Source organism: Sphingosinicella soli (genome assembly GCF_014199685.1).
GTDB lineage: Bacteria > Pseudomonadota > Alphaproteobacteria > Sphingomonadales > Sphingomonadaceae > Sphingosinicella > Sphingosinicella soli.
In genome coordinates this window covers 1-18,587 of sequence record NZ_JACHNZ010000049.1, presented here as the reverse complement: position 1 = coordinate 18,587, position 18,587 = coordinate 1, and the positions used below count along the sequence as shown (strand labels likewise).

The 18,587-nt window shown below is 65.4% G+C and carries 17 protein-coding genes and 1 tRNA gene; 9 read left to right on the top strand and 9 right to left on the bottom strand.

What is annotated here, in order from left to right:
* The first annotated feature begins 177 nt into the window (after positions 1 to 177).
* Positions 178 to 930, top strand: a complete 753-nt coding sequence (locus GGQ98_RS16170; protein ID WP_184071376.1) for a porin — start codon at positions 178 to 180, stop codon at positions 928 to 930.
* On the opposite strand, the gene GGQ98_RS16165 is transcribed toward GGQ98_RS16170, so the two are convergent.
* Entirely contained in the window at positions 931 to 1,467 is a 537-nt protein-coding gene (locus GGQ98_RS16165; protein WP_243451955.1) for a thiamine phosphate synthase, read from the bottom strand. It abuts the gene before it with no gap.
* 22 nt (positions 1,468 to 1,489) lie between these two features.
* On the opposite strand from GGQ98_RS16165, the gene GGQ98_RS16160 reads away from it, so the two are divergent.
* Positions 1,490 to 2,152 carry a YggS family pyridoxal phosphate-dependent enzyme gene (locus tag GGQ98_RS16160; protein WP_184071374.1) on the top strand — a complete coding sequence of 221 codons (663 nt, stop codon included), beginning with the start codon at positions 1,490 to 1,492 and terminating at the stop codon, positions 2,150 to 2,152.
* Between the two features lie 10 nt (positions 2,153 to 2,162).
* Positions 2,163 to 3,209 (top strand): saccharopine dehydrogenase family protein, encoded by a 1,047-nt coding sequence (locus GGQ98_RS16155; RefSeq protein ID WP_184071372.1) that lies wholly within the window; start codon positions 2,163 to 2,165, stop codon positions 3,207 to 3,209.
* A 9-nt stretch (positions 3,210 to 3,218) separates the two neighbouring features.
* On the opposite strand, the gene GGQ98_RS16150 is transcribed toward GGQ98_RS16155, so the two are convergent.
* From GGQ98_RS16150 to GGQ98_RS16130, 5 genes are all read right to left on the bottom strand, one after another.
* A complete protein-coding gene (locus GGQ98_RS16150; protein ID WP_184071370.1) occupies positions 3,219 to 3,722 on the bottom strand; it encodes a L,D-transpeptidase family protein in 504 nt (167 codons plus the stop codon).
* Positions 3,719 to 4,780, bottom strand: a complete 1,062-nt coding sequence (gene ribA / locus GGQ98_RS16145; RefSeq protein WP_184071368.1) for a GTP cyclohydrolase II — start codon at positions 4,778 to 4,780, stop codon at positions 3,719 to 3,721. The genes GGQ98_RS16150 and ribA overlap by 4 nt, the downstream gene beginning before the upstream one ends.
* Positions 4,777 to 5,568, bottom strand: a complete 792-nt coding sequence (xth, locus tag GGQ98_RS16140; protein WP_184071366.1) for an exodeoxyribonuclease III — start codon at positions 5,566 to 5,568, stop codon at positions 4,777 to 4,779. The genes ribA and xth overlap by 4 nt, the downstream gene beginning before the upstream one ends.
* Positions 5,569 to 5,871: 303 nt before the next feature.
* Positions 5,872 to 6,474 (bottom strand): LolA family protein, encoded by a 603-nt coding sequence (locus tag GGQ98_RS16135; protein ID WP_184071364.1) that lies wholly within the window; start codon positions 6,472 to 6,474, stop codon positions 5,872 to 5,874.
* Positions 6,475 to 6,568: 94 nt separating this feature from the next.
* Positions 6,569 to 8,884: an FtsK/SpoIIIE family DNA translocase gene (locus tag GGQ98_RS16130; protein ID WP_424141371.1), complete on the bottom strand. Its 2,316-nt coding sequence runs from the start codon at positions 8,882 to 8,884 to the stop codon at positions 6,569 to 6,571.
* Between the two features lie 337 nt (positions 8,885 to 9,221).
* On the opposite strand from GGQ98_RS16130, the gene GGQ98_RS16125 reads away from it, so the two are divergent.
* The 5 genes from GGQ98_RS16125 (at position 9,222) to GGQ98_RS16105 (ending at position 15,971) form a co-directional block, all read left to right on the top strand.
* Complete coding sequence (locus GGQ98_RS16125) at positions 9,222 to 10,439, top strand: UbiH/UbiF/VisC/COQ6 family ubiquinone biosynthesis hydroxylase (protein ID WP_184071362.1); 1,218 nt, start codon at positions 9,222 to 9,224, stop codon at positions 10,437 to 10,439.
* A gap of 134 nt (positions 10,440 to 10,573) precedes the next feature.
* Positions 10,574 to 11,236, top strand: a complete 663-nt coding sequence (locus GGQ98_RS16120; RefSeq protein WP_184071360.1) for a helix-turn-helix domain-containing protein — start codon at positions 10,574 to 10,576, stop codon at positions 11,234 to 11,236.
* A gap of 182 nt (positions 11,237 to 11,418) precedes the next feature.
* The gene (locus tag GGQ98_RS16115) at positions 11,419 to 13,716 is read left to right on the top strand and encodes a TonB-dependent receptor (protein WP_184071358.1); all 2,298 of its coding nucleotides are present in this window, start codon (positions 11,419 to 11,421) and stop codon (positions 13,714 to 13,716) included.
* A 38-nt stretch (positions 13,717 to 13,754) separates the two neighbouring features.
* A complete protein-coding gene (locus tag GGQ98_RS16110) occupies positions 13,755 to 14,789 on the top strand; it encodes an N-acetyltransferase DgcN family protein (RefSeq protein ID WP_341534242.1) in 1,035 nt (344 codons plus the stop codon).
* A gap of 33 nt (positions 14,790 to 14,822) precedes the next feature.
* Positions 14,823 to 15,971, top strand: coding sequence for a serine hydrolase domain-containing protein (locus tag GGQ98_RS16105; RefSeq protein WP_184071356.1), 1,149 nt, complete (start codon positions 14,823 to 14,825; stop codon positions 15,969 to 15,971).
* Between the two features lie 25 nt (positions 15,972 to 15,996).
* Here the strand turns inward: GGQ98_RS16105 and GGQ98_RS16100 are convergent, their stop codons facing one another.
* From GGQ98_RS16100 to GGQ98_RS16090, 3 genes are read right to left on the bottom strand one after another with little or no spacing between them, the layout of a single operon-like run.
* Positions 15,997 to 16,182 carry a Trm112 family protein gene (locus tag GGQ98_RS16100; RefSeq protein ID WP_207791453.1) on the bottom strand — a complete coding sequence of 62 codons (186 nt, stop codon included), beginning with the start codon at positions 16,180 to 16,182 and terminating at the stop codon, positions 15,997 to 15,999.
* Positions 16,179 to 16,814 carry an LON peptidase substrate-binding domain-containing protein gene (locus GGQ98_RS16095; RefSeq protein ID WP_341534241.1) on the bottom strand — a complete coding sequence of 212 codons (636 nt, stop codon included), beginning with the start codon at positions 16,812 to 16,814 and terminating at the stop codon, positions 16,179 to 16,181. Before GGQ98_RS16095 ends, GGQ98_RS16100 begins: the two co-directional genes overlap by 4 nt.
* Positions 16,811 to 17,716, bottom strand: coding sequence for a tetratricopeptide repeat protein (locus GGQ98_RS16090; RefSeq protein WP_184071352.1), 906 nt, complete (start codon positions 17,714 to 17,716; stop codon positions 16,811 to 16,813). The genes GGQ98_RS16095 and GGQ98_RS16090 overlap by 4 nt, the downstream gene beginning before the upstream one ends.
* A gap of 157 nt (positions 17,717 to 17,873) precedes the next feature.
* Here GGQ98_RS16090 and GGQ98_RS16085 point away from each other — a divergent pair.
* A tRNA-Gly gene (locus GGQ98_RS16085) sits at positions 17,874 to 17,948 on the top strand.
* Positions 17,949 to 18,587: the final 639 nt, after the last annotated feature.

The following is an 18,587-nucleotide window of genomic DNA, read 5'->3' as shown; positions in this document are numbered from 1 at the left end:
GCATTCGCTGTTGAGATGTTGCAACAGGTCTGAACGAACCCGGTCGATCGCCGCCAAACGAGCGATTTTGACTCGGATTCGTACGGAGGAATCTGTAGTTCTGTCACGTAGTTGTCATTGGTATGCGACAGAAGCGCGGGGGTTATGATTCGGCTTGGGACACACGCGACAAAGGCATTGACCGCGATTTCCGCGGCTCTGATGCTGTGCGCGGTTCCTGCTGCCGCGAATTCGAAGAAGCCGATCGAGAAGGTCGCCGCCGACAGGGCCGCCGCCGCGAAGCCTTCCGACACCAAGCGCAAGCTCACGACGACAGCCGGCGTGGTGACGCCGCTGAAAGCGGAAACGCTCGGCTCGTTCACGCCGCCGATGCTCGATAGCGCCCGCCGCGGCGGTGCCGGCGCAACCTCGCAGGAACGTACGTTTCGTTTCACGCCCTCGGGCAAGACCCGCGATACAAAGGCTCTGGCGCTCGGCGTTACGTCGCGCGTCGTCCGCGCGGCTGCGCCTGAAAGCGCACGTCCGGCTGAAACCGAAGCGGCGACAGCTTATAACTTCGATGTGTCCGTGGCCCTTCGCGGCTTCGCGCTCACCGGCGGCTACAGCAAGGTCGCCAGCGTGCTGAGCGACGAACGCGAAGGTGTCGATCTCGGCCTCTCCTATCGCGGTAGCCGCTGGAAAACGGCGCTTCAATTGAATGCCGAACGCGACGGCGACGGCTGGGTGAACCCGCTCAGCCTCGACAAGCGCTATACGGTCGAACTCGGCGGCGCCTATTCGCTGAACCCGCGCCTCTCGGTCATCGGCGGTGTCCGCTATCAACTGTCCGAGCCCGATCCCTCGGGCCGCTACCTGCTGCGCAGCGGCGAACGCCTCGGCACCGACGGCGAAGCCGGCGCTGTTTATCTGGGCACTTCCTTCAGCTTCTAACTACATCCAGGCGTCGATCGCGCCCCATGCCTGTGCGCCCAGAGCGTGCATCCGCGCATAGCGCTTGCCGTTCATGCCGCCGAGCGCTGCGACGGCGATTCCCGCTCGTCGTGCTGTCAGCCCGAATCGTACCCGGCTGAGCGTTCGGGCGCCCGGATGCGAGCGTGTCGGGAACGCAGGCGACAGGAAGACAAGGCTTGCGCCCGCCCGCCTTGCCCGGACCAGCCCCGCCCGATCATGTGACGCTGCCGTTATGACGTCACGCACCGGGCGGCCACCATCCGGCATATGCACGCCCGCCGCGCCCACGGCCCGCGCAAGCCGGCGGTCTCCGGCAACGACCAGCATATGCCCATATCGCCGGGCGAGCTTCGCCGCACGCCGGGCAACCGCCTTGCGGTCCTCCGCGCCGTAGTGCCTGAGCACGATCCCGCTTCCGCGCGGCAGGCGGCGGATCGCCTCCCACAGCGCGTCGCCCATGCGTGGATCGGTGAACAGCCAGATTTCGGGCAGTCGCTGGGAGTGGCGGCGTCGCATCCCCCTCTCTATAGGGAAGCGCATGACCGCTGCCGAGACACTCGCCGACATTCACGCCCGCATCGAAAAGGCCGCGAAGGTTGCGGGCCGGGAATCCAACGTCACGCTCGTCGCCGTCTCCAAGACATTCGGCGCGGACGAGATCCGACCCCTGCTCGAAGCGGGCCAGCGCGTATTCGGCGAGAACCGCGTGCAGGAAGCGGCGACCAAATGGTCCGCGCTTCGCGAGGCGTTTCCGGGCGTGGAGCTGCACCTCGTCGGCCAGCTCCAGTCCAACAAGGCGGCGGAGGCGGTGGCGCTGTTCGACGTCATTCATTCGCTCGACCGGTCCTCGCTCGTGGCTGCGCTTGCCAAGGCGATGACGGCGGAGGGGCGGCGCGTGCCCTGCTTCGTGCAGGTGAACATCGGCGGCGAGGCCCAGAAGGGGGGCGTTCCCATCAACGATCTCCCTGCGCTTATGGATGAAGCCCGCGCGGCGGACATTCCGCTTGCCGGGCTGATGTGCGTGCCCCCGGCCGAAAAGGAGCCCGCCCCTTATTTCGCGCTCCTCGCCAAGCTCGCGGCCGACAATGGGCTGACCGGGCTCAGCATGGGCATGTCGGCGGATTTCGAAACCGCCGTGCAGCTTGGCGCCACGCATGTCCGTGTCGGTTCGGCGCTGTTCGGAACGCGCGAAACAGATTAGGCTGTTTCCCATGGGCGGGGACATCCTGATTTACGGCGCCAACGGCTACACCGGCCGACTGGTTGTGGAGCGCGCGCTGGCGCGCGGACTGAAGCCGGTTCTTGCGGGCCGGAATCGCGGGGCGGTCGAAACGCTGGCCGACGAAACCGGGCTTTCCTTCCGCGTCTTCGATTTGAAAGGTCATGTCACCGACGACCTGGACGGCATCGGCACGGTGCTGCACCTCGCCGGGCCGTTTTCACGTACCTCGGCGCCGATGCTGGAGGCCTGCCTCGCGGCGCGCGCGCATTACATCGATATCACCGGCGAGATCGACGTGTTCGAAGCGCTCGCCGCGCGCGATGCCCAGGCAAAGGCGGCCGGTATCGCCGTGCTTCCCGGCGCGGGGTTTGACGTCGTGCCGTCGGATTGCCTTGCCGCGCACCTGAAGCGCCGCCTGCCCGGCGCGGTCTCGCTCGATCTCGTCATCGGCGGCCTCAACGAGGCAAGCCGGGGCACGACGCGCACGATGCTCGAAGGCATGGCGGCGGGCACCCGCGTGCGCGAAGGCGGCGCTATCATCGAACTGCCGGACGTGCCGCGCGGTACGGCGGATTTCGGAAACGGCCTCAAGCCCACCGTGGGCGTCAGCTGGGGCGATGTTTCAACCGCGTGGCATTCCACCGGCATCCCCGACATCCGCGTTTTCTTCGAATCGAGCCCGCCGCTCGAACGCGCGCTCGGCATGCCGGGCGTCCTCCGGTCGATGATCGCGAGTGGTCCTGGCCGCTGGCTCGCGGGCCGCGCCATCGACAGGATGCCGCCCGGCCCCAACGCAGCAGCGCGGGCACGCGGGCGCAGCGTGCTCGTCGGTCATGCAGCCGACGCCGAGGGCAACCGCGCCGTCAGCCAGCTCGAAACCCCGGAGGGGTACACGCTCACCGCGCTCACTGCGGTGGAGATCGCCCGCCGCGTCCACGGCGGCGAAGTCCCGGCGGGCTTCCACACGCCCTCAAGCGCCTTCGGCCCCGATTTCATCCTCGGCTTCAGCGGCGTGAAGCGGCGGGACTTGTCGTAGACAAGCGGCTCAGACGATTTCGATCGCGTCACCCGGTGCAAGCCGCTCCACGATCGCCAGAAGTTCCTCGCGCGCAATGGCGACGCAGCCCTGCGTGAAGGCCTTTCCCGCCGTGCAGTGCAGGAAGATCGCGCTGCCCATACCGGGCACCGGCGGCGTGTCGTTGTGGCCGAGGATGACGATGAGGTCGTAGAGGCCGTCCTCTCGCCACAGGTGTTCTGCCGAGAAGGGATGCGGATGCCGCACCGGGCGGTTGTAGGCGGGGTCGCGCACATCGTCGGACCAGCCGTCGCTCGGGTGCAGCCAGCGCCACGGCAGCCGCGTGCCGGGCACGGGGAGCACGTCGGGGCGGACCAGCACTGCGCGAACGGGGTAGGAACCGCGCGGCGTCATGGCGTCACCTTCGCGCTTGTCCGCCGCGTCCGTCGCGCCCGCCTTGCCGATCAGGCACGGCACGGTCCGGCCGAACGCCGTCAGCGTGCGTGCGGCGGTATCGACGCGGATGGCGCTCACAGCATGTGCCCGGTGCGGTCGCGCTTTGTGCGCAGATACGCCTCGTTGTGCGCGCCTTCCCCGGCTTTCAGCGGCAGCCGCTCGGCGACGGCGATACCCTCAGCCTCCAGCCCGGCGACCTTGGCGGGGTTGTTGGTGAGCAGGCGAATCGTGCCGAAGCCGAGCGCCTTCAGCATGTTCGCCGCGAGCGCAAACTCGCGCTCGTCGATCTCGAAGCCGAGCCGCAGGTTGGCGTCCACCGTATCGAAGCCCTGGTCCTGCAGCGCATAGGCGCGCAGCTTGTTGATAAGGCCGATGCCCCGCCCTTCCTGCTGCAGATAGAGCAGGATGCCGCCGCCCGACGCGGCGATGGCGTGCAGCGCGGCGTGGAGCTGATCCCCGCAATCGCACTTCAGCGAGCCGAGCAGGTCGCCGGTGAGACAGGAACTGTGCAGGCGGACGAGCGGCGTGGTGCCGTAAGGGTCGCCGATCAGCAGCGCGAGATGTTCCGGCCCGCCCGGCAGGCGGAACGCGGCGATTTCTGTCTTTTCGTGAACCTTGATCGGCAGGCGCGCGCGGCTGACCAGCTTCAGTGCGCCGGTTTCCGCGAAATGCTCGATGTCCGCCGCCGACACGGCATCATCCGCCGCGCCGCCTTCGATCACGAACAGTGCCGGCAGCAGCCCGGCGTGCTTGGCGAGGCTGAGCGCGGCGCGTGCCGCCCGCTCGGCGCTTCCAAGCGGCGCGCTGCGAAACGGGCCTTTCAGCGGCGTTGCAAGGTCGAGCACGGGATCGGCGACGGCGCGCGCCGTATCAAGATCGAGCCAAGGCGTGCGTTCGATCAGCACGGCCTGCATGCCCGCTGCCGCAAGCTGGTTGCCGAGGCCGAGGAAGGCGGCGCGCTTGTCCGTCAGCAGCACGTTCGCCCGCCCGCCGCCCTCGAACGCCGCCAGCGATTCGGGATCGGCGAGTTCGATGGCAAGCACCGCGATCGCCGCCTCGCCGTCCGTCACCCGCACGGCATACCCGCGCCGCAGCGCATCGATCGCGCGTTCGGCGCTTTGCGCGGCGCTTGTCAAAGCGCGAACTCGGCGATCAGCGGAATATGGTCGGATGGCTTTTCCCAGCTCCGCGCGGGTTCCAGCACGCGGAAGCCGGTGAGCGTATCCTTCATCGCAGGTGAAACCCACACGTGGTCCAGCCGCCGTCCGCGGTCGTTCACCGTGTGGTCCTTGTTGCGATAGCTCCACCACGTATAGAGCCGCTCCGGCGCGGGCACGAGCGTGCGCGCCACGTCCACCCAGTCGTGGCTCTGCATCAGGCCGGTAAGGGCGTCCACCTCGACGGGTGTGTGGCTGACCACGTTGAGCAGCGCCTTGTGGCTCCACACGTCGCATTCCAGCGGCGCGATGTTGAAATCGCCCAGGATGATCGTCGGGTCGCGCAGCCGTTCGGACCAGCGCGTCATGCGTTCCACGAAGTCCAGCTTCTGGCCGAATTTCGGGTTCAGCGTACGGTCGGGAATATCCCCGCCAGCGGGCACATAGACGTTTTCCAGAAGGATGCCGCCGGGCAGCCGAACCCCGATGTGCCGCGCCTCGCCATTGTCCTGCCAGTCGAACCGGCGATCCTCCACGAGCGGCTGCTTCGAAAGAATGGCGACGCCGTGGTGCATCCTCTGGCCGTTCAGGATGACGTGCGGATAGCCCAGGCGCTGGATCGCGGCGAGCGGGAAGTCCGCATTCTGCGCCTTGGTTTCCTGCAGGCAGATGATGTCGGGATCCTCGTCCTTCACCAGCTGCGCGACGATGGGCAGGCGGATGCGGACGGAGTTGATGTTCCAGCTGGCGATCTTGAGACGAGACATGGCAAGCGGCTTAGCAAGGCCCGCGCGTGTGCGCAAAGCCTGCCTGGGAGACGCATCCTTTTTGCGGAAAACCGGTTCCCGCTATTCCGCACGATGCTCTAAAAAGCGTAGGCCCCCGCCTTCGGGAAGAAGACGGGGGCCCTTTTTGCGCTCGTCACGCAAGTCAGCTTGGGGCCCGGGCAACAGGGGGCAAATCCCGAACTCCAGCCGACTGAAGACAATTTAAGGCCCCGATGCTGTCGCTTCAATGAACGGACCGACGCCTGAACGGCAAATTCGACCGTTCCGCCTCCGAATCTCGTTTTATCGGCTACCGGGGCGGCTGCGCGGGCGCGGATCGCGGTAACGGAAGGCGCTGTCGTCCACCTTCACATTGAACGCGACGTTCGAAAGGTCGACGCGCGTGGTGCTTCCCTGCGCATCGAGCACGCGCCACCCCTTCAGCTCCAGCCCGCCGGGCGCGGTTTTATCGCGCGCGAAGAAAATGGTGATGACGCCGTATTCCGGGTGTTTCCCGTCCTTCGCCTCAACCGTCAGCGCCCTGGGCGTCGACGAGACGATGCGGGCATAACGCGCAAGATCGGTGTTGGCGTCGAGCAGCACGGAAAGCGGCGTCTGCTTGATCGGATAGCGCGAGACCTGCGAGACCTGATAATCGATCATGGTGAGGTTGCGCCCATCGGCCACGACCAGCAGCGGCACATCTTTCTGATACTGGAAACGCACCTTCCCCGGCCGCGCCAGCGTGAGTTTGCCCGTTGCGACCGCACCGCTCTCGGCGGTCTGCCGAAAATCCGCCGTCATCGTCCGCGTCGCGGAAAGGTGCGCGCTCACCTCGGGGATAGAGGCGGCGGCGGGCGCTGAAAGACCGAGCGAGGCGGCGAGAGCGAGAACGGTTTTTTTCATGTCATGTCCTGATAGTACCGACGCGAAGGCGCGGCAAATTCGGGCGGAGGTTGCCGCACCGCGCTTGAACCGATGTTGAACCGGCGCGCCGCGGTCAGATCCGGTTCCCCTCCGGATCGATCAGCACTTCACGCCGCCCGACATGGTCGGGGGTGCCGACGTAGCCATCCTTTTCCATGCGCTCGATCAGGCGTGCGGCATTGTTGTAGCCCACGCGAAGCTGGCGCTGGAGATAGGATGTCGATGCCTTCTGGCTCTCCGCGACGACCTGTATGGCGCGGCGGTAGAGGCCCGCCTCGGCATCGTCCTCGTCGATCGGCAGGCCGAACTGGCCGTCCGAGCCTTCGGGCTCTTCGGTAACGGCGGCGATATATTCGGGGGCGCCCTGCTCGCGCCAGTGGATCGCGACACGCTCCACCTCCTCGTCGGATACGAACGGCCCGTGCACGCGCGCGATCTGCTTTCCGCCGGGCATATAGAGCATGTCGCCCTTGCCCAGAAGCTGTTCGGCGCCCTGCTCGCCCAGAATGGTGCGCGAATCGATCTTGGAGGTGACCGAAAAGCTGATGCGCGTCGGCAGGTTCGCCTTGATGACGCCGGTGATGACGTCAACGGAGGGGCGCTGCGTCGCCATGATAAGGTGGATGCCCGCCGCGCGCGCCTTCTGCGCCAGGCGCTGGATCAGGAACTCGACCTCCTTGCCCGCCGTCATCATCAGGTCAGCAAGTTCGTCGACGATCACCACGATCAGCGGCAGCGTGTCGAACTCCAGCGTCTCGGTCTCATAGATCGGCTGGCCCGTTTCGCTGTCGTAGCCGGTATGCACGCGGCGCACGAAGGGCTCGCCCTTCGCCCTTGCTTCCTTCACGCGCGCGTTGAAGCCGGATACCGAGCGGACGTTGACCGATGCCATCATCCGGTAGCGTTCCTCCATCTGCTCGACCGCCCATTTGAGCGCCCGAATCGCCTTCGGCGGGTCGGTGACGACGGGGGAGAGCAGATGCGGAATGCCGTCGTAAACGGAAAGCTCCAGCATCTTCGGGTCGATCATGATCATTTTGCACTCGCGCGGGCTCAGCCGGTAGAGCAGCGACAGGATCATGGCGTTGAGGCCCACGGACTTGCCCGATCCGGTGGTGCCCGCGATCAGCAGATGCGGCATCGGCGACAGATCGGCGACGACCGGATCGCCCGCGATATCCTTGCCCAGAACGATGGGAAGCGCGGCGGATTGCGTTTCAAAGGCGTCCGACGACAGCATCTCTGAAAGCGACACCATCTCGCGCTTCACGTTGGGAAGCTCGATGCCGATCACATTGCGTCCCGGCACCACGGCGATCCGCGCGGACAGTGCCGACATCGACCGGGCGATATCGTCGGCAAGGCCGATCACGCGGCTCGCCTTGATGCCGGCGGCGGGTTCCAGCTCGTACATGGTGACGACCGGGCCGGGGCGAACCTCGACGATCTCTCCCTTCACGCCGAAATCGTCGAGCACGGATTCGAGCAGACGCGCGTTCTGCTCCAGGCTTGCGGCGTCGATCTTGCGGGCTGCCGTCTTCGGCGGCGGCGTCAGCAGCGAAAGCGGCGGCAGCTGGTAGGAATCGCGTAAATCCAGCCGCGACTGTTTCTCGCGGGCCTCTCGCTTCGAAGGCGCGGCTTTCTTCTCTGGCGTGACGATGCGTTTCGTCGGCGCGGCGGCGGTTTCGGGCACGGTTTCCGTGTCGCGCGGCAACTCGCGGCGGGGCTGGCGCGGCGCGGCGCGCGGCGGCGCTTCGGCACGCTCGCTGCTGCGTGCGGCAAGGCGCGCGCGCAGAGAGGCGATGTCGTCGCGGCTGATGCCGAGCGCGTGGAAGAGCAGGGCCAGCGAACCGAGCCCGAGCAGGATGCCGATCGGCGCCGTCACGGCGGCGCGGCTCACGTCCGGGGGCAAAAACCCGGCCAGGCTTTCCGGAATACCGCCGAGCAGGAGCCCGGCGATGCCTCCGGCGCCGGCCGGAAGATTGCCCAGGAAATCGCGTCCCGGCAGCGCCAGCACGGCAGCGGCGAGCAGGACAGCGCCGAGCGTTGCGGCAAGCTGTCGCCGCCATCTCTCGATGCCGCGCCGCTGGATCAGTCGCACGCCGAACAGCGCCGCGACCGGCACCAGCATCAGGCTGGCGAGGCCCGCGAGTTGCAGCAGCAGGTCCGAAACATAAGCGCCGGTGTAGCCCAGCCAGTTCTGCGGCGCGGCAATCGTCGCGCGGTTGAACGACGGATCCGTGCTGTCATAGCTCGCAAACGCCAGCGTCAGCGCCAGCGCCAGCATCACCAGCACCCCGCCTCCCGCCACGATCGCCGCGCGTTCCAGCGCCGCCACCCAGCTCTGCGGCATGATTGCCGGTGATTTCCCTGCTGCCCCGCGCGCCATGACCCGTTTTCGACCCCGTCCTGCTACTCCGCTCGCAGAACATCCCGCGAACATGCCTAAGAGTGAGTCCGCAAGTCGCCGGGGTCAAGAAAAAGTCGGCCGGCGGTGAGGCCGGCCGACAGGAACGGTCCTGAAAAATCCAGGTTCCCGAGCGAGCAGAGACGCGAAATGCGTCTCACCGGGCTCTCTTCAAAATTCATGCCAAGCGCAAACGGACCGAACGCCGTGGATTTTCGCTCGCAACCTGCCTAATAAACGGGCGCGCAATATGCGCAGCCTAAAAAGCGGGCAGATCGACACTCTTTCGCGGCGCGCCGGTGACGGCTAGAGTCGCCGCATGCGGCAAACCCACGACACAATAATCATCGGCGGCGGTCTCGTAGGGATGACGACGGCGCTCGCGCTGGCGGCGTCCGGCATCCGCTGCGCCGTCATCGACAGCGCCGACCTTGAAACCACGCTTGCGGCGAGCTTCGACGGGCGCGCCTCGGCGATCGCCAGCGCGACGTGGCGGATGCTGACCGCGCTCGGCCTCGATACCGAGCTTGCTCCCAAGGGTTGCCCGATCCGCGAGATTCGGGTGACGGACGGCCTCTCGCCGCTGCATCTTCATTTCGATGACGCCGGCGCAGAAACCGACGAGCCCCTCGGCTACATGTTTGAAAATCGCCACCTGCGCGCCGCGCTTATCGCTGCGGGCGCGGCATCGCCGCTTGTCGACGTTCACGCCCCCGATGCCGCCGCGACGATCACGCGCGGGGATGCGGGCGTGACAGTGCATCTGGCGCGCGGAGGCACGCTCAGCGCCCCGCTGCTCGTTGCGGCAGACGGGCGCCGGTCGAAAATCCGCGAGGAGGCGGGCATCCGCATTGCCGCGTGGCGCTATTACCAGACCGCGATCGTCGGCATGATCGAGCACGAGGTGCCGCACGGGAATGTCGCCTTCGAACTCTTCTATCCCGCCGGACCCTTCGCGGTTCTGCCGATGCTGCCGGGCACGCGCTCGGCGATCGTGTGGACCGTGCGCGAACGCGATGCCGCCGCCACGCTGGCGCTGCCGGAGCGCGCCTTCGTCGCCGAGGTCGAAAAGCGCATGGGCGGGTTTCTGGGGAGCGTGCGTCTGGCCGCAAAGCCCGGTTCCTTCCCGCTCGGCTTCCACCACGCCGCCCGCTACACGGACCGCCGCCTGATTTTGGTGGGAGACAGCGCGCACGGCATGCACCCGATCGCCGGGCAAGGCCTCAACCTCGGGCTGCGCGATGCCGCCGCGCTTGCCGATGTGCTTGCCGAGGCGGTGCGGCTCGGTCTCGATCCCGGCGATCCCCAGGTGCTGGCGCGCTATCAGCGCTGGCGGGGTTTCGACAGCATGTCGGTGATGGCAGCGACCGATGTGCTCAACAGGCTGTTTGCAATTCCCGGGCGTCCTGCTGCGGCGGTTCGCCGTCTCGGGCTCGCGGGCGTCCACCGCATGCCGCCGCTCAAGCGTTTTTTCATGGCCGAGGCGCGCGGCGCCTCGGGCGATCTGCCGTCACTGCTGCGCGGCGATTTGCCGTAACGCGTTCGCGATACGGCCCCATTTTCGCCTTTCAATACTGAGCGTATTCAGTTTGCCATGCTTTCTGATATGGAAACATTGCGTCCTTTGCGGGCAGTTGCGATAGTTGCCCGTCAATCAGTGTGGTGAGTAAGATGATCGAGCAGGGCGGCCTTGGCCAGAAAATCAAGGCGTTGCGAACCGCCGCCGGTATTCCCCTCAGCGTGATGAGCGAGCGGACGGGCTATTCGGTTTCGGCGCTTTCGAAGATGGAAAACGATCGTCTGGGGCTGACATACGACAAGCTGACGAAGCTGACGAACGCACTTGGCGTGGATATCGGCAGCCTGTTCACCGAAACGCCGCAAACCGCCGCCTATGCCGGCGGGCGCCGCAGCGTCGCGCGCAAGGGCGAGGGGCGCAGCATCAACACGGGCCTGTACGATTACCTCTATGTCTCGCCGGAACTCAGCCACAAACGCATCGTGCCGATCAAAGGCCGCGTTCACGCCGCAACGCTTGACGAATTCGGTCCGCTGATCCGCCACGACGGCGAGGAATGGATTTATGTGCTCGACGGCGTGCTCGAGGTGCACAGCGAGTTTTACGAGCCCGAGATACTCGAGCCCGGCGACAGCATCTACATCGACAGCCGCATGGGCCACGCCTATCTGTCCAGAAGCCCCGGCGGCACGGAGATCATCGCGGTCTGCACCGAACAGCCCGGCACCCTCGGATACGGCGATCAACTCGCCACGGACCAGAACCCCCAGGCCTCAGCCGGGAAAAAGCGCGCCCGCAAACCCAGGTCGCGCTGAATCGCGGTATGCCATTGTGTATCTGCGGCCACACTCGCAGCATTTCGATGTTTCCAAAACAGCAATTCGTTGACGCCTCATAAACATTTGGTAGGTTTCGGACGGGACTGACCCGAATGGGATTTTCAAATGCGACGGGCGCTGACGCGTGACCCGGTCGTATAACGTGGGGGACATCGCAAATGTTTAAGCACAAGAACGCATATTTTTCAGCCGTGTCTGTCGTTGCCTTGCTCGCCGCCGCCCCGGCGATGGCGCAAACCGGCACCGGAGAGGGCGTGGAACTGACCGGCAGCGAGATCATCGTCACCGCGACGAAGCGCGAACTGCGCCTTGTCGACGTTCCGCTCAGCATCAGCGCGATCAGCGGCGCGGACATGGAGCGCCGCAACCTTACGCAGCTTGCTGATTTCGCTTCGCAGATCCCGGGCTTCGCGATTCAGGCGACCGGAAACGGCGGCACGCGCCTCGTGCTGCGCGGCCAGAACGCGGGCGGATCGGGCGCATCGGTTGCGACGATGGTGGATGATGTCGTGGTTTCCTCGGCCTCGTCCCTGTTCAACGGAGCGCTGCTCACCGCCGACCTTCTTGCGTTCGACCTTGATCGCGTCGAAGTGCTGCGCGGCCCGCAGGGCACGCTGTACGGCGCCACCGCGCAGGGCGGGCTGCTGCATTACATCACCAACAAGCCCCAGCTCGGCGTCTTCGAGGCGCGCGGGCAGGCGGGATTTGATTCGGTACGTCACGGCGAAACCGGATGGATCGCGCAGGGTGCGGTCAACGTGCCGATCGGCGAGATCGCGGCACTGCGCGTCACGGGCACCTACCAGGACGTCGCCGGCTATATCGACAACCCCGTCCGCGGCGAAACGGATGTGAACGGCGGCGAACAGTATAGCGTGCGCGGGCAGCTTCTGCTCGAACCGACGGAAAACCTCAGCGTGCGCCTCACGGCCTCTCTGCAGCGCAGCGAGGCCGGCGGCAGCGGGTCGGTTGAACTCGTCGGCGGATTGAATGCGCAGCCGTCCGTGGCGTCGAAGGTCGCGAATGGCGGCGAGCCCATCCTGAACACCTACGCGCCGGAAAGTTCGCTCCGCCGCTTCCAATATTACAACGGCGTCATCAATTATGATTTCGGCGCCGTCAGCCTGTTCTCATCGACCAGCTACAGCAAATACAAATCGTTCTACCGCAGCGACATTTCCAACCTGCTGCTGGCGCCGGGCGTTACCGCCGCAATGGCCTTCTCCCCGGTCTACGGAGAGCCGATCGCGGTCTGGGGGCGTCAGGAAGACAGCTTCAAGAAGTTCAACGAAGAAATCCGGCTTGCTTCGAACCAGGATGTCGATGCCGGTTTCATGCAGTTCAACTGGCAGATCGGCGCGTTCTACACCAACGAGGACATCACCTTCGACCAGTATTACGACGCCGTGCGGGAAAGCGACGAGTCGGTCATTCTGGATGTCCCGCTTCCGTTCGGCGGCAGTTCGCTTCCCGCCCGTTACAAGGAATATGCGGGTTTCGGTGAAGCCACGCTCAAGTTCGGTGAAAGTTTCGAAGTGTCGGTGGGCGGTCGCTATTCGCGTAACAAGCAGCGTTCGCAGGTTACGAGCGATGCCGGTCTCATCGGCAGCGGTGGTCCCGACCCTATCGTGAATCCTGAAATCCGCACGACCGAGAACAAGTTCACCTATTCGATCGCGCCGCGCATTCTGCTGAACCGCGACATCTCGGTTTATGCACGCCTCGCGACCGGCTACCGCCCCGGCGGTCCGGTGCTCATCGTCCCCGGCGCGCCGGCGGATTTTCCGACATTCTACAATTCGGACAACACCACGAACTACGAACTCGGCATCAAGGGATCGACCGCCGACCGCGTGTTCACCTTCGATGTCGCGATCTACCGCATCAATTGGACCGACGTGCAGCTGATCACGGACTTCGTGTCGGAAACGAACGGACAGGTCTTCGGCGTTCAGGGCAACGGCGGCAGCGCGCGCAGCGAAGGCCTGGAATACACGCTGAGTGTAAATCCGGTGAAGCCGCTCACGTTCTCGGTGTCGGGCGGCTACACGCATTCCCGTCTCACCCAGGATGCACCGGCGTTCGGCGGACTGGCGGGCCAGCGCCTGCCTTACGTGCCGGAATTCCAGAACGCGGTGTCGATCGATTACGTGCATGATCTTGGAGAGGCCTCGACGCTGTCGGCAGGTGTGACGTGGACGTATGTCGGCCAGCGCTACTCCGACTTCTCGACAGCACCCGCCACGACGAACCATGCGCGGATTCCGGATTACAATACGATCGACCTCAGGCTCGGCGCACGGTTCGGTCAGATCTCGGTGGAGGCATTCGCCCGCAACCTTGCCGATTCGCAGGGGCTGTCGAGCTATTCGAGCGGCGGCAGCCTGGGCTTCCTCGGCCGGGGTACGATCGTGCAGCCGCGCACGCTCGGTATGCGTCTCGGCTTCAAGTACTGAAGCCGGGGCCGTTCAGCCTTCGGACGGGGGAAATCCGGGTGACCGATATCGCAAAGCCCTATCTGCTGTTCCTGGCGGATACGGAAAACCCGACGCTCGCCAAGACGGCGCTCGGGCTCAGGGACTGGGCGCGTGAGGATTGTGTCGGCCAGTTGCGGCTGACACAATCCACGCTCGATATCGGTCTTCCGGACCTTTCACCCTCCGAAGCCGCAGCACGCGGCGCGCGGTCGCTGCTGATCGGCGTGGCCCCCGTCGGCGGCCAGTTGCCCGAGGCATGGCACGCGTCGCTGCTGGCGGCGCTGGAGGCGGGGCTGGATATCGTGAGCGGCCTGCATGTGCGGCTGGAAACGATCCCGGCTCTCGCCGAAGCGGCGGCGCGGCTGGGGCGCAGGCTGCATGATGTGCGTCACACCAAAACCGCCCTCCCCATCGCCACCGGTCGCAAACGCACCGGAAAGCGTGCACTGATGGTGGGGACGGACTGCGCGCTCGGCAAGAAGTACACGGCACTGGCGCTGACGAAGGCGATGCGCGCCCGGGGCATCGATGCGACGTTCCGCGCGACCGGGCAGACCGGCATCATGATCTCGGGCAGCGGCATCGCGATCGATGCCGTCGTCGCCGATTTCATCGCGGGCGCTGCGGAGGCGCTGTCTCCCGATGCCGCGCCCGATCACTGGGATGTGATCGAAGGTCAGGGTGCGCTGTTCCATCCCGCATATGCGGGCGTCACGCTCGGGCTTCTGCACGGCAGCCAGCCCGATGCGCTCGTGCTGTGTCACGATCCGGGTCGCAGCGTTACGAGTTTTTTCCCCGATTATCCGTTGCCGTCCATCGAGGATGCGATCGCGGCCTATTTGCCGCACGCGCGCCGCACGAATCCGGCCGCGCGCTTTGTCGGTGTCAGCCTGAACACCTCGGCGCTCGATGAGCGGGCGGCGCGCCGCGCCATCGAAGATGCGCACGCGCGAACCGGGCTTCCCGCCTTCGATCCGCTGCGCCTGGGTATCGAGGCCGTCGTGGACGAGATGCTTTCAGCACCGCAAGCGCGCGCCGTCGCAGCGGCGTGACCGAAATTCAGGTTCAATATGGGGAGATGTGACATGATCCGATCGATAAGGACTGTGGCGGCGGGCGCCATGCTCGGCGCGCTTCTGTGCGGCACCGCGCTTGCTGCGGATAAAGGCGCGCTCGCGGCTGCCATCGACAAGGTGGCCGCCGATGCCGTTGCGGCCGGCGAAAGCCCCGGGCTCCAGGTTGCCGTTTACAAGGACGGCGCATCTGTTCTGGTGAAGAGCTACGGTTCCGCCGATCTCGAACTGAACGTCCCGGTCACCAACGACAGCATTTTCCGCATCGGCTCGGTCACCAAGCAGTTCACGGCGGTTGCGCTTCTGAAGCTCCAGGAAGAGGGCAAGCTCTCGCTCGACGACACGCTCTCGAAATATTATCCGGATTTCCCCCGCGCCGCCGATGTCACGCTGAAGCAGATGCTGCATCACACCTCCGGCATCCACAGCTACACCGATGATCCGAGTTTTCTTCAGGAAGCCGGTCTGAAGCGCACGACCGACGAATGGGTCGCGCATTTCGCGAAGATGCCGAAGCTGCAGGATTTCGAACCCGGCACAGGCTGGCACTACAGCAACACCGCCTATTTCCTTCTCGGCGGCGTCATCGAAAAGGCGGAAGCCAAGCCGCTCGCGACTGTTTTTCAGGATCGCTTTTTCGGCCCGCTCGGCATGCAGAAAACGGCGCTTGACGATGAAAGCGTGATCCTGCCCGGCCGCGTCTCGGGGTATGACGCGACAGGCCCCAACCAGTTCAAGAATGCGGCGTTCATTTCGATGACCGTGCCGGGCGCTGCCGGCGCCATGCGGTCGTCGGCGAGCGATCTGGTGCGCTGGAACGCGGCGCTGTTCGGCGGCACGCTTCTGAAACCCGCGTCCTTCAAGGCGATGATTGCGCCGGGCAGGCTCAATAGCGGGAAGAACAGCAGCACGGCGGTTCCCAAGATGGAGGGGTTCGGCCCGTTTGAATACGGCTATGCGCTGTTCGTCGCGGATGTGGACGGGCACCAGCGCATCGGCCACGGCGGCGGCATATTCGGCTTCAGTTCCTCGCTGAACGAGTTCCCGAAAGACCGTATCACCGTCTCCGTCATCGCCAACGGCATCGGAAAGGATGTCGGCGCCGGCAAGGTCGCAGACCGCATCGAACGCATCGCGCTCGGCCTGCCGCCGAAAGAATAGCGCCTCGGCGCCGGGCCCGGGGGTGTCAGGCGTCCTCGCCCAGTTCGCGGGCGTCCTCGATCACCATCACGGGCACGCCGTCGCGCACCGGATAGGCGAGCCCCGCCGCCTTGCTGACAAGCTCCCCGCGCGCGCGATCATAGCTGAGCGGCGCTTTCGTGAGCGGACAGACGAGAATCGCGAGCAGGCGCGGATCGACTTCGCGGCTCAATGCACCAGTCCCGATCCGTTCTCGACGCCGCTCTGTGCCAGCGTCATCAGCGCGCGGAGTGTCGCGGCGCGGATCGGCACCGTTTTCGCCTCCAGCAGCGCCTGCTTCTCCGCCACGTCGAACGGACAGACGGAAGACAGCGTGTTGACGAGCGATTCGTCATCCGCGCCCGAAACCGCTTCCCAGTCGGCGGACAGGTTCTGGGTTTCCAGATAGTCGCGCAGCGTTGTTTCAAGGTCGGATCGCAGCACCGCCGCCATCGGCTCCGGCGGCTGGAAATCCCCGGCGAAACCGCTGTAGTCCGCGCGCACCTGCCGGTAGGGCGTTTCCGCATCGAGTTCCTCGGCAATGCGGAAGCGCGTCACGCCGGTCAGCACGATCAGCAGGCGGCCGTTTTCAGGATCGGTGAACTGCGTGATCCGGCCGAGCCCGCCGACATCGAACAGGCTGCCGTCTTCCTTGGGCTGGATCATGCCGATCAACCGCTCGCCGCCCATCGCCGCCTTCACCATCGCGAGGTAGCGCGGTTCGAAAATGTTCAGGGGCAGCTGGCCGCGCGGCAGCACGATCGCGTTTTCCAGCGGAAACACCGGGATCACGTCCGGCAGCGCGCTGACCCCGAAACCGCTCACGAAAACAGCAGCGCCGAAAGCTTGCGGCGGGCCGCGTTCACCCATGGGTCTTCAAGGCCGATCGCCTCGAATAGCTTCAGCAGCTGCGCGCGCGCCGCATTCTCGTTCCAGCCGGGTTCGCGGCGCATCACCTCGAACAGGTGCTCTGCGGCCGTATCCCGCTCGCCGTTCGCGGCCAGCGCAGCGGCAAGCTCCAGCCGCTTCGCGTGGTCGTCCGGGTTCGCGGCCAGCGCAGCGTCCAGCGCGGCGACTTCGGCGGCCGGTACGCGCTTCTTCGCCATCTCGATCGCGGCGCGCACCTGCGCCAGCCCCGGCGCCTTGCTGTCTGCGGCAAGGCCGGCGAGCGCCGCTTCGGCCTCGTCGATCCGGTCCAGCCCGGAAAGCGCGCGCGCAAGGCCGATCGCGTGCGCCTCCTGTTCCGGCTCTTCCGTGCGCAGCATCGTGTAAAGTTGCTCGGCCTGCGCGAAGTCGCCCGCGTCGAGTGCAGTGGCGGCAGCCTCGGCGTAGGCGGTGAGCGACTGGTCGTGGCCGTCGGCGGCGCCTATCGGCAGCTGCGCCAGAATCTGGTCGAGGAAGGCGGAAAGTTCGCGCTCGGTCCGCGCGGGCGTCAGGTCCGCAACGGGCTGGCCCTGGAAAATGGCATAAACAGTGGGAATCGATTGCACGCGGAATTGCGATGCGATCATCGGGTTCTTGTCGACATCGATCTTCGCCAGCTTCACGCCGCGCGCCGCATAGTCGGCGGCGACCTTTTCCAGCACGGGCGCCAACTGTTTGCACGGCCCGCACCAGTCCGCATGGAAATCGAGGATAACGAGTGCCCCCATCGAAGGCTCGATCACATCGCGCTTGAAGGCTTCGATCGAAGCGCGTTCGGATTCGGGGGTGCTGAGTGTGGCCAAGATGCGTGCCCCTTTTTCACAACGGTTTGGTTTCGGGCGTACATATGGGAACTCGGCGCGCCGCGTCCAACCCCAATCGCGAATCCGCTTGCGCTTTTCGCCGTGCTCATGCTAGCAGCCGCGACCTCTGGCGGAGCAAGCCTCCGCATGCGTTCGAGCGGGCGTAGCTCAGGGGTAGAGCACAACCTTGCCAAGGTTGGGGTCGAGGGTTCGAATCCCTTCGCCCGCTCCAGTCTTTTCAAAGACCTAGATGCGTTTGAAAACGGGGTGATGAAAGTCACCCCACCACATCCCCACTCGGCAGCCTTGAAATCTCCACCCGGTTCCCCCACTGGCGCGCTTTTGCTGTTTGCCCCGTTGGGGAGGGGGCTTGCCGTTTCTGCCTGATCCCATGAGGGGGGTGCCCCGGTGGGGGGGTGGGGTAAAATCGCATCTACCCCGCGTTGTTAGAAAAGCGGCCTCGTGTCCGACTGAAAAATTTCAAAAAATTGGCCCGGTCAAGATCGGGCACAGTAAACAAACGACGCGATTTCGTCCGTGTGACTCTGCCGGAGTGCCGCGCAACGCCCGATCGGAGCAACTTGTTTCTGTTATGGCATGGTAATCTTTGCTCTTTCCGACGCTCCACATTAGCATAGCCGTATTGATCGGGGCAAAATGCCGTGGGGGCTAGATGAGCAGCGTAGTCGATTTTGAAGCCTTTCTGGCGTCTTGGCGCGAGAGTGTGACAGCCGGCAATCCTTCCACCACGGAACTCGGTAGGCGGTTCGCGCAAAAGTGTGGACCGGCGTGCAAAAGGGACCCCGTTAGCGGGGTGATCGGCGTCCAATAGGGACCCCTCATTTCGATGGTTTAGGCAGCGGCCTGGTTT

Bases quoted from the DNA above. Each gene is read 5' to 3' on its own strand.
- GGQ98_RS16160 (WP_184071374.1), top strand. From the start codon at position 1,490: ATGACCGCTGCCGAGACACTCGCCGACATTCACGCCCGCATCGAAAAG.
- GGQ98_RS16135 (WP_184071364.1), bottom strand. From the start codon at position 6,474: ATGAAAAAAACCGTTCTCGCTCTCGCCGCCTCGCTCGGTCTTTCAGCG.
- GGQ98_RS16125 (WP_184071362.1), top strand. From the start codon at position 9,222: ATGCGGCAAACCCACGACACAATAATCATCGGCGGCGGTCTCGTAGGG.
- GGQ98_RS16105 (WP_184071356.1), top strand. From the start codon at position 14,823: ATGATCCGATCGATAAGGACTGTGGCGGCGGGCGCCATGCTCGGCGCG.
- GGQ98_RS16130 (WP_424141371.1), bottom strand. From the start codon at position 8,884: ATGGCGCGCGGGGCAGCAGGGAAATCACCGGCAATCATGCCGCAGAGC.
- GGQ98_RS16155 (WP_184071372.1), top strand. From the start codon at position 2,163: ATGGGCGGGGACATCCTGATTTACGGCGCCAACGGCTACACCGGCCGA.
- GGQ98_RS16115 (WP_184071358.1), top strand. From the start codon at position 11,419: ATGTTTAAGCACAAGAACGCATATTTTTCAGCCGTGTCTGTCGTTGCC.
- GGQ98_RS16165 (WP_243451955.1), bottom strand. From the start codon at position 1,467: ATGCGACGCCGCCACTCCCAGCGACTGCCCGAAATCTGGCTGTTCACC.
- GGQ98_RS16120 (WP_184071360.1), top strand. From the start codon at position 10,574: ATGATCGAGCAGGGCGGCCTTGGCCAGAAAATCAAGGCGTTGCGAACC.
- xth (WP_184071366.1), bottom strand. From the start codon at position 5,568: ATGTCTCGTCTCAAGATCGCCAGCTGGAACATCAACTCCGTCCGCATC.